The organism is Acidobacteriota bacterium (assembly GCA_029861955.1).
Lineage (GTDB): Bacteria > Acidobacteriota > Polarisedimenticolia > Polarisedimenticolales > Polarisedimenticolaceae > JAOTYK01.
Map to the genome: position 1 here is coordinate 20,682 of JAOTYK010000002.1, position 16,036 is coordinate 36,717.

General features: G+C 63.2%; 12 protein-coding genes. 6 read left to right on the plus strand and 6 right to left on the minus strand.

What is annotated here, in order from left to right:
• Nucleotides 1-16: 16 nt before the first annotated feature.
• Complete coding sequence (locus tag OES25_01125; GenBank protein MDH3626241.1) at nucleotides 17-976, plus strand: methyltransferase domain-containing protein; 960 nt, start codon at nucleotides 17-19, stop codon at nucleotides 974-976.
• Between the two features lie 36 nt (nucleotides 977-1,012).
• On the plus strand, nucleotides 1,013-2,512 hold the full coding sequence (gene ahcY / locus OES25_01130; GenBank protein ID MDH3626242.1) for an adenosylhomocysteinase: 1,500 nt from the start codon (nucleotides 1,013-1,015) through the stop codon (nucleotides 2,510-2,512).
• Between the two features lie 65 nt (nucleotides 2,513-2,577).
• Here ahcY and OES25_01135 read toward each other — a convergent pair whose 3' ends face one another.
• From OES25_01135 to OES25_01145, 3 genes are all read right to left on the minus strand, one after another.
• Nucleotides 2,578-3,348: a DJ-1/PfpI family protein gene (locus OES25_01135; GenBank protein MDH3626243.1), complete on the minus strand. Its 771-nt coding sequence runs from the start codon at nucleotides 3,346-3,348 to the stop codon at nucleotides 2,578-2,580.
• 3 nt (nucleotides 3,349-3,351) lie between these two features.
• Nucleotides 3,352-3,603, minus strand: coding sequence for a translation initiation factor (locus tag OES25_01140; GenBank protein ID MDH3626244.1), 252 nt, complete (start codon nucleotides 3,601-3,603; stop codon nucleotides 3,352-3,354).
• Nucleotides 3,604-3,735: 132 nt separating this feature from the next.
• The gene (locus tag OES25_01145; protein ID MDH3626245.1) at nucleotides 3,736-5,340 is read right to left on the minus strand and encodes a diphosphate--fructose-6-phosphate 1-phosphotransferase; all 1,605 of its coding nucleotides are present in this window, start codon (nucleotides 5,338-5,340) and stop codon (nucleotides 3,736-3,738) included.
• A gap of 96 nt (nucleotides 5,341-5,436) precedes the next feature.
• Here OES25_01145 and OES25_01150 point away from each other — a divergent pair, with 96 nt between their 5' ends.
• From OES25_01150 to OES25_01160, 3 genes are read left to right on the plus strand one after another with little or no spacing between them, the layout of a single operon-like run.
• Nucleotides 5,437-6,549, plus strand: a complete 1,113-nt coding sequence (locus OES25_01150) for a M20/M25/M40 family metallo-hydrolase (protein ID MDH3626246.1) — start codon at nucleotides 5,437-5,439, stop codon at nucleotides 6,547-6,549.
• A gap of 33 nt (nucleotides 6,550-6,582) precedes the next feature.
• The gene (locus tag OES25_01155; GenBank protein MDH3626247.1) at nucleotides 6,583-9,849 is read left to right on the plus strand and encodes a tetratricopeptide repeat protein; all 3,267 of its coding nucleotides are present in this window, start codon (nucleotides 6,583-6,585) and stop codon (nucleotides 9,847-9,849) included.
• Complete coding sequence (locus tag OES25_01160; GenBank protein MDH3626248.1) at nucleotides 9,846-11,573, plus strand: amidohydrolase family protein; 1,728 nt, start codon at nucleotides 9,846-9,848, stop codon at nucleotides 11,571-11,573. The genes OES25_01155 and OES25_01160 overlap by 4 nt, the downstream gene beginning before the upstream one ends.
• Here OES25_01160 and OES25_01165 read toward each other — a convergent pair.
• Both OES25_01165 and neuC read right to left on the minus strand, forming a co-directional pair.
• Entirely contained in the window at nucleotides 11,553-12,701 is a 1,149-nt protein-coding gene (locus OES25_01165; protein ID MDH3626249.1) for a DegT/DnrJ/EryC1/StrS family aminotransferase, read from the minus strand. The two genes, OES25_01160 and OES25_01165, sit on opposite strands and share 21 nt — an antisense overlap.
• Nucleotides 12,702-12,704: 3 nt before the next feature.
• Nucleotides 12,705-13,856, minus strand: a complete 1,152-nt coding sequence (gene neuC, locus OES25_01170; GenBank protein MDH3626250.1) for a UDP-N-acetylglucosamine 2-epimerase — start codon at nucleotides 13,854-13,856, stop codon at nucleotides 12,705-12,707.
• A 143-nt stretch (nucleotides 13,857-13,999) separates the two neighbouring features.
• On the opposite strand from neuC, the gene OES25_01175 reads away from it, so the two are divergent.
• Nucleotides 14,000-15,361, plus strand: coding sequence for a TIGR00366 family protein (locus tag OES25_01175; protein ID MDH3626251.1), 1,362 nt, complete (start codon nucleotides 14,000-14,002; stop codon nucleotides 15,359-15,361).
• On the opposite strand, the gene OES25_01180 is transcribed toward OES25_01175, so the two are convergent.
• Entirely contained in the window at nucleotides 15,358-15,999 is a 642-nt protein-coding gene (locus tag OES25_01180; protein ID MDH3626252.1) for a suppressor of fused domain protein, read from the minus strand. The genes OES25_01175 and OES25_01180 overlap by 4 nt on opposite strands.
• Nucleotides 16,000-16,036: the final 37 nt, after the last annotated feature.

Genomic DNA, 16,036 nt, shown 5'->3' on the forward strand with positions numbered 1-16,036 from the left:
AAATCCGGATATACGGATGAATCAAATACACGCCCAACCCACCGAGCAGTGGCTGCAACAGGTCGCCTCCCTGTCAGATCCTCTACGGAATCGACTCCTGGTGGTTCTGGAGCGACACGAGCTGACCGTCGGCGAGATCTGCGAGAGCTTCGATCTGCCTCAGTCGACCGTCAGCCGTCAGCTCAAGACCCTGATGGAAGGTGACTGGATCGTCGTCCGCAAGGACGGGCCGAGACGTCTGTACCAGATGCCGCTGGACCGCCTGACGGAGAGCGCACGCTCCCTCTGGACCCTCGGCCGAGAGACCCTCCTGAGGGACCCAGAGGTCTCCCGGGACCTGACACGGGCGGCGGGGGTTCTGGCGGCGCGACGTCACCCCTCACGGGCCTTCTTCGAGAAGACCGCGCAGCGTTGGGATCGACTCCGGGACGAGCTCTACGGCTCTCAGATCCATCTCGCGGCTGCCCTGTCGCTGGTCAAGGGCGATCCCGTCGTCGGCGACCTTGGCTGTGGAAGTGGAAGTCTGGCGGCGGCATGGTCTCCGGTCGCCGGGCAGGTTATCGCCGTCGACGATTCCGATGCGATGCTCGAGGCCGCCCGTCATCGGACCCATGGGTTGGACAACGTCGACGTTCGCTCCGGCACCCTCGAGGCCCTGCCGATCGAGAACGACACGTTGGACATCGCCACGCTGATGCTCGTTTTGCATCATGTCCCCGACCCGTCGAGCGTCCTCGCCGAGGTGGCTCGATCGCTCCGGAGCAACGGTCAGTTGGTCATCGTCGACATGCTCCCCCACGAGCGCGACGCGTTTCGTCAGGAGATGGGGCACGTCTGGATGGGATTCTCCGAGTCTCAACTGCGAGGGCTATGTGGCGTCGCCGGTCTCTCGCTGGTCTCGTTCACGGCCCTGCCGCGAGATCCTGACGTCAAGGGCCCGCCCCTCTTTGTCGCATCTACCCAAGTCAATTCATGATCCTTCGAACCGATCATTACGCTTAAGGAGTCAGGGATGAGTACGAGCACGGAAACACAGCACCCGTTCGCCGCCGCCGCGGCAGCCGGGCGGGACCCCTACAAGATCGCCGATCTCAGTCAGGCCGAGTTCGGCCGCAACGAGATTCGGCTGGCGGAACAGGAGATGCCGGGCCTGATGGCGATTCGCGCCAAGTATCGCGATGAGCAACCGCTGGCCAACACTCGCGTGATGGGAAGCCTCCACATGACGATCCAGACGGCCGTCCTGATCGAGACGTTGGCCGATCTCGGCGCCGACGTGCGCTGGGTCTCGTGCAACATCTTCTCGACTCAGGATCACGCCGCCGCCGCCGTTGTGGTGGGTCGTCCCGAGACCGGAGGAACTCCCGAGTCACCGCGCGGGATTCCGGTCTTCGCCTGGAAGGGCGAGACGCTGGAAGAGTACTGGTGGTGCACGAATGAATCGCTCGAGTGGCCGGATGGCAGAGGCCCGGACCTGATCGTCGATGACGGTGGCGATGCGACGATGCTCGTGCACAAGGGACTCGAGTTCGAAAAGGCGGGCGCGATTCCGGCGTTTGACGCGGACAATGAGCCCGAGGAGTGGGGCGTCATCCTGAAGACCCTTCGAGATGTCGCCAAGAAGGATGCCGATCGTTGGAGTCGTCTCTCTAAGACCATTTCCGGCGTCAGCGAAGAGACCACGACGGGCGTCCATCGGCTGTACCAGATGGAGGAAGCCGGCCAGCTTCTCTTCTCGGCAATCAACGTCAATGACTCGGTGACAAAGCATAAATTCGACAACATCTATGGCTGTCGACACTCCGTCATCGATGGGATCAATCGCGCCTCCGACGTGATGATCGGCGGCAAGGTCGCCGTGGTCTGCGGATTCGGCGAAGTCGGTAAAGGCTGCGCCCAGGCTCTTCGCGGTCAGGGCGCGCGCGTGATCGTCACGGAGATCGATCCGATCTGTGCCCTGCAGGCCGCGATGGAAGGCTACCAGGTCGCAACACTCGAAGACATGATCTCCGAGGCCGACTTCATCATCACGACCACCGGAAACTACGACGTGGTGACGGCGACTCAGATGCAGAAGATGAAGGACAAGGCGATCATCGGCAACATCGGTCACTTCGACAACGAGATCGATATGGCCGGGCTGGAAAAGACCCCGGGGATCGAGCGCATCAACATCAAGCCGCAGTATGACGAGTGGCGTTTCCCCGACGGCCACAGCGTGATGGTGCTGGCCGAGGGGCGTCTCTTGAACCTCGGCTGTGCGACGGGTCATCCCAGCTTCGTCATGTCCGCCTCGTTTGCCAACCAGGTGCTGGCGCAGATCGAGTTGAAGCTTCACCCGGAGAAGTACGAGAAGAAGGTCTATCGGCTGCCGAAGATCCTCGACGAGGAGGTGGCACGACTTCACCTCGGGCAGTTGGGTGTGAAGCTGACCCGACTGACCAAGAAGCAGGCCGACTATATCGGCGTCGACGTCGACGGCCCGTACAAGCCGGATCACTACCGATATTGATCTGATGCCCCTCTCGGGGGGTCTCGAAGTACTGGACGGGCGGCGCAGGTCGCCCGTCCCTTTTTTTAGCGATCGACGATCGTCGCCGTCGGGGTCATCGCGGCCGGCGGCCACGGGATGATCAGGCCTCGCCCGACGCCCTCTGCGGTCTCCTGGCCGTAGAGATGGTGGATGAGGTACATCGCGACGTCGAAGCTCTTGGCGCCACCCTCGGATGTCAGCATCCGGCGGTCATGGACGAAGCTGACTTCCCGTCGAAGGTCGAGTTCGGGGAACATCCGAGCAAACGCATCCTGATCGCCCGGAAACGTTGTGACCGCGTGATCGGCGAGCAGGCCCGCCTTGGCCAGAACGAACGCGCCGTCGCATAGCGACACCACATGGCGGGCCCGGCCTCCTACCTCTCGAACCCAGCCGATGAGGACCTCGTTCTCGAGGTCGTGACTCATACTCCCCTCGGCACTGGGAACGACCAACACATCGATCGACGGTGCGTCTGCAAATACGTAATGGGGAACGATTCGCAGCCCCTCAAACGTGGTGACCGTCTCGCCCGTGGGGGCCACCGTGAAGACCTCCATACCGGGTCGGTCCCCGGTATGAAACACGGTGTGGTGGAACAGATCGTACGGAGCCGTCAACTCCGTGTTGTAGACCCCATCGACGATCAAGAACCCGACATTGAGTGGGCGGTCCGTAGGAAGGTCGGACGACGTCTCGAGTCGATCGGGGTCATACGAAGCAGGCGTCCGTGACGTCACCTCGCCGCTCTGCCCACAGCCGAACAGCATCAGCGACGGGACGATCGTGAGGAACGCGATCCACCTGTCCATCATCCTTCAACCTCCCGACGGCTTCGCAGGGAATCCTAACGCCGCGAGTTCGGTGAGGACCTGCTCGCGTCGTTCGCCCTGCAGCTCTAGTACCCAGCCATCCCGGCCGGCTCGATCATCCACGGGTTTGAGTGCTCCGCCGCACCCACACTTCTGCTTGAAGCGCTTCAGCAACTGGAGAGTCTCGTCCCGCGAGAGAAAAAAGGGCGCCGCCACGGTGACGGCTTTTCCCTTGCGACCGGAGCGGTCGATTCGCACGCGGATCGCATGGGACTCCGGTGGGCGGGTGTCGACAACAGACGCGGGACATCGACACGGCCGCTGGAAGCATTTCCGGCAAGGATCGTTCTTTCCCGCGGGGCCACTCGAGTAGACAAGACGTCCCATCGGTCAGGCGCGCTCTTCGGCCTCGAGGGTGAGGGTCATCGTGCGGCCGTCCGAGATCTCTGCGGGCCCGAAGTACTGCGGCGCGCCGGGGTACAGATACGCGTCGTCATCAGCCCACTGTCGTCGTCGTTCGGCGAAATACCGGAACGGAGCGCCATCGAGATCCACCAACGCCTTCGCGATCACCGGCACGGGCTTGCCCTTGCGTGTCTCGATATGCATCAACGACGTCAACGGCACCCCCGTCGGCTCCCAGGCGGACGCTTCTGTAGAGAGACCGGTCAATGCCGCGATATAGCCGCTCTTGCCGGAGGCCAGAAGCGATGCTGCGGTCCTTCCCAGCGCGTACGTGTAGTCCGCGTCAAAATTGGTCGGTGCAGCGCAGCGCCCCTCGTAACCGAAGAAGTGATGCTGTGTGCGGAAGCTGTCGGAGAAGTTCAGGTGCTCCTGGACCTTCGCGATGACAAGGGACTCCGTGTCGATCTTGCTGACCTGCACGTTGCCATGAGAGTCACGATCGAGGAGCAACTGGCCCCGGATCTGCGCCGGAAGCGATCGAAACACGTTGCGGGAATCGGCGGGTAGTCCGGCCAGGATGGTCTCTTCGCTCCCGTTCCCATCGTCGTTTGCCAGAGCCGTATTCAGTTGCTCGATCAGACGGCCGATCTCCGGGATGAACTCGATCAGGCCTTCGGGTACCAGACAAATTCCGTGGTGCTGCCCCCGGCCCGCTCGATCGACAATGACCGCCGCGATCTTCTCGATACACTGCGCAAGCGTCCAGCCGTTGGCTCGCACCTCTTCGCCGATAAATGCGAAGTTGGGTTGAGTCTGGAGGGCCACCTCGAGGGTCACGTGAGACGCGCTTCTCCCCATCAGTCGAATGAAGTGCCAGTACTTCCCTGCACTACGTGCGTCGCGTGCGATGTTGCCGACGAGCTGGGCATAGACCCGAGTCGCCGTATCGAACCCGAAGGAACATTCGACCGCACCGGCCTTCAGGTCACCGTCGATCGTCTTCGGAACGCCCACGACGGATGTCGATACTCCGTTGGCAAGAAACCACTCCGCCAGCACTGCGGCATTCGTGTTGGAGTCGTCTCCCCCGATGACCACGAGGCCGGTCAGCTCCCGACGACGGCACGCTTCGGCGCAGGCAGCAAACTGCGCTTCGGTCGCTATCTTGTCCCTGCCGGACCCGATCAGGTCGAATCCCCCGGTATTGCGATGGGCGTCGATCTCTGCGGCACCGAGAACCCGGCCTTTGTCCTCGATGATCCCGATCGGGCCTCCGAGAAAACCGGTCAACTCGCCACCGTGGGCGCTGAGCGCGTCGTAGAGGCCGGTCATCACATTGTGTCCGCCCGGTGCCTGCCCCCCGCTGAGAACGACACCGACACGTTGGCCAGCCGGTGCGAGGGTTCCGGAGGTGCAGCGAATCTGCAGAAGCTCGGCGGTATGCGGAAACTGGGACGCGATGGTCGGGTCCACTTGCGACGCTGCGGCAGCGCCCTCCCACGTCGGGCCCGCGCTCATGAGCGCAGGTGGGACCTTCGGCGCGTAACGCTGCCGTTCAGCCTGCAGGGGTGAGAGAGAACGATCTTGCATGGATCAGCATTATAGGCATCGGAAACGGGTCGCGTCCCGCAGTTTGCGATATCCTGACCTGCGGATCGGGACCCGAAACCCGCAACGGAGCGACCGATGCCCGACGCCGCCACTCTCAAGCTGATTCAGCATCTCTCGGAAGCCGCCGGCCCTCCCGGTTACGAGGATCCCGTGCGACGCCGGGTGGCAGACGAATTGCACGACGTCGGGACCCTGCGGCACGACCGCCTCGGCGGGATTCAGTGCGAGAAGGTCGGCGATCCCGCAGGTCCGCGCGTCCTCCTGGACAGCCACCTCGACGAGGTCGGGATGATGGTCCAGCAGATCGACGACGATGGCCGTCTTCGCTTCGTAACTCTCGGGGGCTTCTGGGCCCATGTCCTTTTGGCCCAGCGTGTGAGGGTCCTGACCGGCGCCACAGGTCCCGCTGACGCCGACTGGAGCGAGATCCCGGGGATCATCGCCTCCCAACCACCCCACTTCCTGACCGAGGCCGAGCGTGGCCGGGTGCAGGCCATCGAGACGCTCTCGATCGATGTGGGTGCCAGCGACCCGGCGGGCACCGCATCCCTTGGAATCGCCGTGGGCGATCCGGTCGTTCCGGATGCGGAGTTCCGACCGATGGGTGTCGATGGAGTCTATAGCGGTAAGGCGTTGGACAATCGCCTGGGTGTTGCGCTGATGTGTCAAACGATGCAGGCCCTGGCCGATCGGGATCACCCCAACACCGTCATCGGTGTCGGTGCCGTCCAGGAAGAGGTCGGCACGCGAGGCGCGGGCCCCGCATGCGAGTTGGCCAACCCCGATGTAGCAATCGTCCTGGAGTGCACACCGTCGGACGATTTCGAAAGCGACGATACCCCTCAGGGTGCGGTCGGTGCCGGCCCGCAGATCCGGTTCTGTGACCCTCGCGCGATCGCTCACCCAAGGCTGTTGGCGCTGTTGAAAGAGCTCTCATCCGAACTCGACATCCCCGTTCAGTGGGCGGTACGCCGTTCAGGTGGAACGGACGCCGCAGCGATTCAAACTCGCGGCCACGGTGTTCCGACGGTCGTGGTCGCCGTTCCCGCTCGCTACATCCACTCCCATGTGGCCCTGTTTCAAATCAGTGATTACCTCGCCGCAAGACGATTGGTTTTCGAAACGGTCCTGCGTCTCGATCGGAAGACCGTTGACTCGTGGACATGCAACGATCGCATCAGGAGCTGAAAGACGATGACACGCCCGGTTAAGATTTGCGTGATGGCCGTTGTTCTGCTGATCTCTTCGACGGTCTGGTTTGGCTGCCCGTCCCCTCCCGAACAAGCGGGGGCGGTTTCCGATGACATCGTCGGACACAACATCCTCGGCACCGCCTATCTGGGCCAACAGAAGTGGGGGGAGGCGGAGGCCGCTTTTCGGGCGGCGCTGAAACTAAGGCCGACGGACCCCCTGCTGCTTAACAACGCGGCCGTCGCGGTCAATCAGCAAGGTCGAGTCGATGAGGCGGATGCGTTGCTTCGCCAGGCCCTGGAGAGCGATCCCAGTCATCCCTACGCCCACTACAACCTCGGGCTCGTGGAGAAGAAGCGCGGCCAGTTCGAATCGGCTCGCGATCACTTCCTGTCCGTGGAATCACTCGACCCCGACGATCTGCTGACTCAGTACAACCTTGGCATCGTCCTCTCGCGCACCGGGGAATCGGATGCGGCCGAGAATGCATTTCGGAACGCGTTGCAAAGTAACCCAACTCACGTGTCCAGCCTGTACGGCCTCGGCCGACTCCTCATGACCCTCGGCAAGGAGGAGGAGGGCGCCGAGCTGATTCGACGCTCGCAGGAGATCCGGGAACGATCCGGCCTCGACGAGGCGGTGGGGTCCCAGTACGGCGAGGAGGGCCCCTACGCGATGGGTGTCGACTACGACGGTGGAATGCTCGCCGCTCCGTCGGCCATCGACGTCCGATTCGAGACCCTCGAGTTCGTCGTCGAGGGCGCACTCGCCTGGCAACGGGGTCGTTCTGGATCCGACGGCGGCGACATCCTCTTCGTCACGACCAAGGCGAGTGCGGTCACTCTGGACTCGCAGGGAATCGGCGCGCCGATCGATGTGAAGGGTGACGTTCGTCGTCTCCTGCCCGGCGACGTCAACAACGATGGTGTCGAAGATCTCATCGCACTGATCGCCGAGGGTCCACGGCTGACCCTCAGCGTCATCGTTGGCGGCGAAGACGGGCCGAAACGGTTGCCGACGGCGATCCCCTCCTTGCCCGACACCGGGCTGGACGCCCTTCTGGTGGACCGAGATCATGATGGCGATCTGGATCTGTTCGCCTGTTGGAACGGCGCCAAGCCGGACTGCCTTGTCGCAACCAATGACGCCTCCGGCGACTTCGAGATTCGTTCCGGTTTGGATCACGGGATCGTGTTCTCCGGCAGCGACGCCGGGGAAGTCCAGGTGGCATTCAGCGATCTGGACAACGATCGCGACGTCGACCTACTGGCCGGATCGGTCTCCGGGATTCAACTGTTCAGCAATCAGCGTGACGACAGTTTCGAGGATGTCTCCGATCGCGTGGGGTTGGGCGCGTCGGTGCCGAATTCAGGTTGGCATCTAGCGGACCTGAACAAGGACGGCTGGATGGACCTGGTTCGAACCCACGACGATGGACTCTCGTGGCACCTTAATCGACGGGGGATTCTCGCGACGCCGACAGCCGTTGCCGGTTGCGAGGGTGGGTCTAGCCTCGTCGTCCTCGATCATGACAATGACGGCTTCCTGGATGTGGCCTGTGGCGGCCGGGATCACGCCTTGCGACTTGTTCGGAATCTTGGCGCGGGGCAATGGGAGATTCCTGCCGGACTCTTCTCTGCCGATTCGGTCGGAGCACCGCGAACGAGCCTCGATCTCGATGGTGACGGCGATCTCGACCTGGTGGTTCAGGATGCGGACGGGAAGCTAACACCCTGGCGCAACGATGGCGGCAACGACAATCGCTGGATTCGGATCACGTCTCAGGGGATCGGCGACAACAAGTTCGGCATCGGTGCCAAGGTCGAGGTGCTTGCGGGGAGTCTTCGTCAGAAGTTTGAGATCGTCGACGGTGCCGCCCTCCATGTGGGGCTCGGTGGACGAGAGGCCATCGAGTCGGCTCGTTACGTGTGGCCCGGAGGTGTGCTGCAGGACGAGATCCAGTTGACCTCCAACCAGCTGGTGGAGATCGAGCAACTCGATCGAAAGGGCACCTCCTGTCCGTTGCTCTACGCGTGGCGAGACGATGGCTGGAAGTTCGTCACCGATTTTCTCGGTGGCGCGGCGGTGGGGTATCAGCTGGCTCCGGGAGTGTTCAACACACCGGACCCCGACGAGTACATCAAGATCGTCGGCGGGTTGACGGAAGTCGACGGCTCTTATCGCGTTCGTCTCAACAACCAACTCGAGGAAGTCATCTGGTTCGACCAGGCCGAGTTGGTCGTCGTGGATCACCCGGTCGGAACCGAGGTCTTCCCCGACGAGAAACTCTTGCCAGGACCGCCCTACGCGGGGTTCCGGCTGTTCGCGTCGTCCGATATTCGCCCGCTGGTGTCGGCGATCGATCCGACGACCGGCAAGGACTGGACGGCGACGATCGCAGACCTCGATCGCGATTACGTCGACAACTTCGAGCGCCTGCCGTTCAAGGGCTACGCCGAAATTCACACACTGGAACTGGACCTGGGGCCGTTCTCCAATGACGACCGGGTCGTGCTGTTGCTCGACGGGTGGATCGACTATGCGGACTCCTCTGCCAACGTCGCCGCACATCAAGCCGGCGCGTCACTTCTGACACCACAGCTACAGATCGCAGACGGTCGTGGTGGTTTCCGGACCGTCGATCGGGAGATCGGTTTCCCGGCCGGCCTGCCGAAGACACTGACGGTCGACCTGGAAGGTCTCTTCGACGGAGAGGATCATCGGATTCGCCTGGTCACGTCGATGCGGCTCTACTGGGATCGGGTACAGGTTCTTGTCGGTGGCGAAGATACTCCGCTACAGATCCAACGACTTGCAGCGGACGAAGCCGTGTTGCGGCATGGCGGTTTCCCGGCAGCGTCGGGTCATGGCCCCCTGGCCCCACCGGTCTACCTCCCGGAGCAGGTCGCACCGCAAGGCGGTTGGAAGACCCATCTCGGTCATTACACCGGTCTCGGACCCGTCGAGCCTCTGCTGGCGAAGACGGACAACGCCTTCGTCACATCTCGAAACGGCGACGAGATCGCCCTTCGCTATCCCGCACCGCCGCCACCGCCTCAGGGATGGACCCGGACGTTCCTGCTCTACGCCAGCGGTTTCGGCAAGGACATGGATCCCAACTCCGCCGCCAACACGTCGTTGGGGCCGATCCCGTTTCATGGGATGACGGCCTACCCGTACGGCGATGAGGTCCGACGCGCGGCAAAAACGATGGAATGGGACCGCCCTCCGCGGGTGGTGTTCTCGGACTCGCGGGGTATGCCTGGAGTGCTGTCGCAGGGATTCGCTGGACAGTGAAGCGGCTCTGGGCCGCCCTGGGGTTGTGGCTCACGGCCTTGGTGGCCTGCGGACCCGGTCACCCCACGGGGCTTCTGTTCGACAACGCGACGATCGTCGACGGCTCGGGCGCGGCCCCCTTTCGCGCCGACGTTCTTGTGCGTGATGGGCGGATCGCGGAGATCCTGGCAAGCGAGCAAGGTCAGATCCAACCCGACGGACTGCGAAGGGTCGATGCGGAAGGTCTCGTTCTCTCACCGGGATTCATCGATCTTCACAGTCATGCCGATCTGGTCTTGCTGGCGGATGCACCCCAGCGGAACGGGCTGATCGAGGCGAAACTCCGACAGGGTGTCACGACCTGGATCGTCGGCAACTGTGGTCTCGGAGTCGCGCCGGCAGACCCACCGACCGCCGCATTGCTCGAGTCGATCAACAGCTGGATGACGCCTGAGGGTGTGCAGGTAGGGGCGATCGACACGGCCGGCTATCTCGAGTCCCTCACGTCGCAGCAACTACCGATCAACGTCGGAACCCTCGTTCCCCATGGCCCGGTCCGCATCTCGGCGATGGGGCTCCGGGCCGGCCCCCCGGACGCCGCCGAGTTGGATGCGATGCGACGGCAGATTCAACGCGGGCTTCGAGCCGGTGCGTTCGGTGTCTCGACGGGACTGATCTACCCACCGGGGATGTACAGCGACCCGGCCGAGCTTCAGGCTTTGGCCGCCGAGGTCGCCGAATCCGACGGGTTGTGGACGACCCATGTGCGCGGCTCGTCCGAGACGCTGTTACCCGCTACCGAGGAACTGATCGAGCTGGCGCGGGTCACCGGTGTCCGGGTCCATCACTCGCACCTGGAGGCGGTCGGAACGCGATTCTGGCCGCAAATCGACGGAGTGCTTGGTCTGGAAGATCGGGCGCGGGAGGAGGGCCTGAGCGTCTCCCACGACCTGTTCCTTTACACCCGTGCGGCAACGATGATGTCGGCCATCTTTCCACCGTGGGCTTTAGAGGGTGGGATGCCTCGGCTCCTCGAGCGGCTTCGTGATCGAGAGACCCGCCGCCGGATCGGTTCTGAGTTGCAGCACCGCGTCCCGCAATGGCCACCCTGGGAGGCCCACGGTTGGCCACACAATCTGGTCGAGGCCGTCGGGTGGGACGGAATCTATGTCGCGAGTCTTGCCGCACGGCAAGACGACCCGCGAATCGGCAAGAGCCTGGCGGCGCTGGGCCAGGAACTCCAGCAAGACCCTTTCGACGTCGTCGCCGACCTGATGCTCGAGTTCGACGGAGGCGTTGGCCAGTGGGTCGGAGAGATCTCCGGCGACGACGAGCAGCACGCCGGTCTGCAGACGATCCTTCGGCATCCGTCGTCTGCCATCGTCTCGGACGCAGAGGACTATGGGACCGGAGTTCCGCACCCCGCCCATGCCGGTGCGTTTGTTCGAGCCCTGCGATGGGCGCGGGAAGGCAAGGGCCCCTCCCTCCCCGTCACGGTGCGCAAGATGACGACCTATCCGGCGGAGCTCCTCGGGCTACCCGATCGTGGACAGATCCGTGTGGGCCACGTGGCGGACCTGGTGCTCTTCGATCCGGATACCGTCGGCGATCGATCCGAATGGCTGAGACCCCGGCGACATGCGGCCGGAATCGCGATGGTTCTCGTGGGAGGGCACGCTGTGGTAGACGGCGGCCTCTACTCGCCCGAGGCCCGAGGTCAGGTCCTACGCCGTCCCACCCGGTAGATCCGACAATCGGGGGGTGAGCTCCGCCAGCGCCTCCGCCACGCGATCGAGCTGCTCCTCGGTGATTCGATTGAAGAACGGGAGCGCGATGGTGCGGGCCGCAATCCGCTCCGTGATCGGGAAGTCACCCTCCGAAAAACCGAACTGCTGCCGATAGAACGGTTGAAGATGGATCGGCTCGAAGTACCGTCCACAGCCGATCCCCCTGTCCGTGAGACCCGAGAGAATCGCATCTCTCGAATTTAGAGGTAGGTCGTCATGCAATCGCACCACGTAGACGAACCAACTGGATCCCGGATCCCCCACCGGGAGGACCCACTCGTTGAGGTGTTCGAGTCGACGCCGATAGCCGTCGGCGATCTGTCGCCGACGCTCGAGGATCGATGGCAACCTCTGCAACTGCGAGGTGGCGAGCGCCGCCTGGAAATCGGTCATCCGATAGTTGAACCCGAGTTCCAGGTAGCCGGGTCCGTCCGGGTCCCGTCCCTGATTCCGCAACCCGCGAGCACGACGGGCGGCACTCCCGTGATCGGTTAACAGGACGCCCCCTTCGCCGCAGGTCACCTGCTTGTTGGGGTAGAACGCGAAGCTACTGAAGTCTCCGAAACCGCCGAGCGGCCGGCCGTCACACTCTCCGCCGATCGCCTCGCACGCATCCTCGATCAGGATCAAGTCGTGTCGCCGGGCCGACGCCTCGAGGCGGCCGATCTTGTGGGGTCGGCCGAAGGCATGAACCGCGACGATGGCCCTGGTTCTCGGCGTGATCCGTGACTCCAGCGCGTCCACATCCATGTTGAGGGTTTCGGGGTCGATCTCGACGAAGACCGGCGTCGCCCCCAGGTAGAGAATGATGTTGGCCGACGCGATGAAACTGAACGGCGTCGTCAGGACCTCGTCGCCCGGCTTCAGACCGGATAGGATCGCCGCAAGATGGAGCGCCGCGGTTCCGGAGCTGACGGCGACACCCTCTTGACGCCCCGCCGTCTCCGCGACACGTCGTTCGAACGCCTCGATGAAGGGCCCACGACTGAGGTGGCGCCCCTGCAACACTTCGAGAACGGCGTCGCGATCCGTCTCGTCCAGGTCGGGAGCCGACAGGGGGATGGGTTTGTGGGGGCGCTGGCTCATGATTCAGTCGAGGGGGACGGCTCGTTTGACGAGGAGCCGCTCCAGGTCCACGTCCATCATCGCCTGGACGATCTGCTTCGACGCGGTTCCGTCGCCATAGGGGTTCTGCATCCCTTCGAGGCCGGCGCGAAATGCGGGATCACTGGCCTCTGCGATCGCGGCCAGGATCCGATCGGGATCCGCCGGCGAGTCGATGATGTTGGCGGCGCGCTCTCGACCCTGCTGCCGCATGCCGACGTTGACGGTCGGGAGCTGCAGTGCCGGTGACTCCATGATGCCGCTGCTTGAGTTCCCGAGCATCAATCCGCAGTGACGAAGGAGCGACCAGTAGGTGACGGGGTTCAGATTGACGAACAGCTGCGAGTTGGATCGAGTTTGGCAAAACGCGTCCGCTCGAGCCGTCAGCCGACGGCTTCCGGCGTCCGCATTCGGGAAACAGAACACCAGCGGTCGATCGATCCGCTCGAGGGCGGCGAACAGGCCGTCGGCCTCAAGAAGTGTATCGGTCGCAAGCGTCACGGGATGGTAGGCGACGACGATCGTTTCCGCCGTGATCTCGACGCCGAGTTCCTCGTTCAGCTTCGTTCGGTCCGGCAACGTGCTTCGCCGAAGATGATCCAGCGACGGAGCGCCGGTCCGATGAACGCGCCAGGGTTCTTCACCCATCGCGATGATCCGACGGCGTGCCGTCTCGGTGGGCGCGAAGTGGAGATGGCTCATCTTGGTCAAGGCGTTGCGAACGGCGTCGTCGACGGCTCCCTCACTGACCTCACCTCCCTCGATGTGCGCCAGCGGAATACGGAGTGCCAGGGCGACTGAAGCCGGCGCCAACATCTCGTAACGATCCGCGATAAGGAGCATGAGGTCGGGTCGACGATCCGCCAGGCGTTCCGTCAGACCCAGTGTGGCGAGTCCGATGGTCTTCGCCATGCCGACGTCGCTATCGGAACTGAGCAGGCACTCGATGCGGTCGTGGACCGGGAACCCGTCGGCCTCCATCTCGCCGACAGTCCTGCCGAATTCGTCGGCCAGCGGCGCTCCCAGGGCGATCGTATGAAGATCGACATCGATATTTTCCCGCAGTTCGTGCAGGACCCAGTACAGATGGCTGTAGTCGGCCCGCGATGTGGTCACCACGCTGATTCGACGAAACACCGTTTACGACTCCGTTTGCCTCTACTGCGCGGACCATCTTCCGCCACTTGCGATCCCGGGACAACCCATCCTTATTCCTTACTGCTATACTCTCGCCGCTTTAAACCGGATGCGTTCTTCGACCGGTACAGGAGTTTGACCCGATGGACCGAGGCCGCTTCCGCGTCCCGCACACTCTGGCTCTGCTTTTCGGCATGGTCGTATTGGCCTATCTGCTGACGCTCGTCATGCCTCAAGGTGCCTTCGAGCGGGAGAGCCACGGCGGCCATGATTACGTGGTCGCCGACAGCTATACGAAGGCTTCGGAACGGACGACCCTCCCGGTCTGGACTCCTCTGGTCGCAGTCCCCAAGGGTTTTGACGAGGCGAAAGAGATCATCTTCTTCGTCTTCATTATCGGCGGCGCGTTCGGTGTGTTTCGCGCCACAGGCGCGGCGGATGCCCTGATCGGATTCCTACTGGAGAAGATGGGCAACAAGCCGGCGCTGTTGATCGCCGGCAGCATGTTGATCTTCGCCTGCGGTGCCGCAACGATGGGAATGGCGGAAGAGTTTTTGCCATTTGTCCCCATGCTTCTCGCGCTCCTGATTGGACTGGGCTACGACGCGCTCACGGCGGTCGGCGTGCTCGTGGTCGGCTACGGGGTCGGCTACGGAGCCGCGGTGATCAATCCGTTCACCGTCTTGATCGCCCAGGACATCGCTGGCGTGACACCGACGAGCGGCGCAACGTTCCGAATCGTCCTGCTCCTGGTGTTTCTCGCGATCGGGTTCCATCACGTCTGGTCCTACGCAGGCAAAGTCCGCAAGAGCGAGGCCGATCGCGAGACGGCCGATGTCGGTGCAAAGCAGTACGACAAGATCAACGCGAAGCATATCTCCGTGCTGGCGGTTCTCGCCGTCGGACTGGGACTCCTCCTCTGGGGCTTGATCAAGAATGGCTGGTATCTGGTCGAGATGGGCGCGCTGTTCTTCGGCCTGGCGATCGCGATGGGCGTTGTCGGCCGGATCGGAGTCGACGAGACGGCGAAAAAGTTTTGCATCGGAGCCAGTGAACTGACGACGACAGCGTTGCTGATTGGGGTCGCCCGTGCCATCGGCGTGGTCCTGACGGATGGGCAGATCATCGACACGATCATCCACGGCATCGCCGAACCCCTCAAAACTCTCGGGCCCCACGTCGCCGCCGTCGGCATGCTGGCAGTTCAATCCGTCTGCAACCTGTTCATCCCTTCCGGGAGTGGACAGGCCTATGTCACGATGCCGATCATGGCACCCCTGTCGGACATCGTCGGTGTCAGTCGACAGACGTCGGTGCTGGCCTATCAATTCGGTGACGGATTCACCAACATCGTCGTCCCGACCAACCCCGTGTTGATCGGGATCCTGACGATGGCCGGAGTCTCCTACGAGCGCTGGCTACGCTTCGTCATCCCGTTCCTGCTCAAGGCGTTGACCGCCGCAGCCCTGGCGCTCGTGGTCGCCGTGGCGATCGGCTACAACTAGCTCGACGGCTTCGTGGGACGTGGCGCGAACATTCCGCTTTCCAACGCGTAGAGACGCTCCATGGTTGGGCGCAGCCCTTCCGTCCGAATCTCCTCCGCCTCCGTGTCGGTCAACGGGACGATATTCAGCATGCGGACCTCGGTGGGTCGTTCCTCGCTGCCCGGATCTTCAATCTCGACCTCAACACGGTCCCAACCGCCGTGAGAGAACGCCGGATGCATGAGCATCGCGTGACAGCCCGGATACGTCGGGATCGTGTCGATTCCCGGGAGTAGGTGCCACCAGTCCAGCAAGACGGATCGACGGGCCGTCCAGCCGGCGAGATGGATCAGAAACTGCCCCACCGCCTCGATCTCGTTGTCGGCGAGATCCCCGGCTCTGGCGAAATGCAACTCCACTCGATGATTCGCGCCGTGGATGGGGACGTCACACATCCCGATCGTCGCGAAGGTCGTCAGGGGAACCTCCGTGGTCGGATACCACGCGAAAACGCTGACGATCGTCGAGCTCTCGGCACCCGTCCCGGAATCGATCCGGAGATCGGGCTCACCAAATCGTTCAAGAACGCGATCGTAGACCTCGACGGCGACCGCGCTTGGCCCCGTGGGCGGACCCTCCATTTCACCGGGCTGCTTCAACGAATCCCCCTCCGCTCCGTTATACTCTGGCACAGGG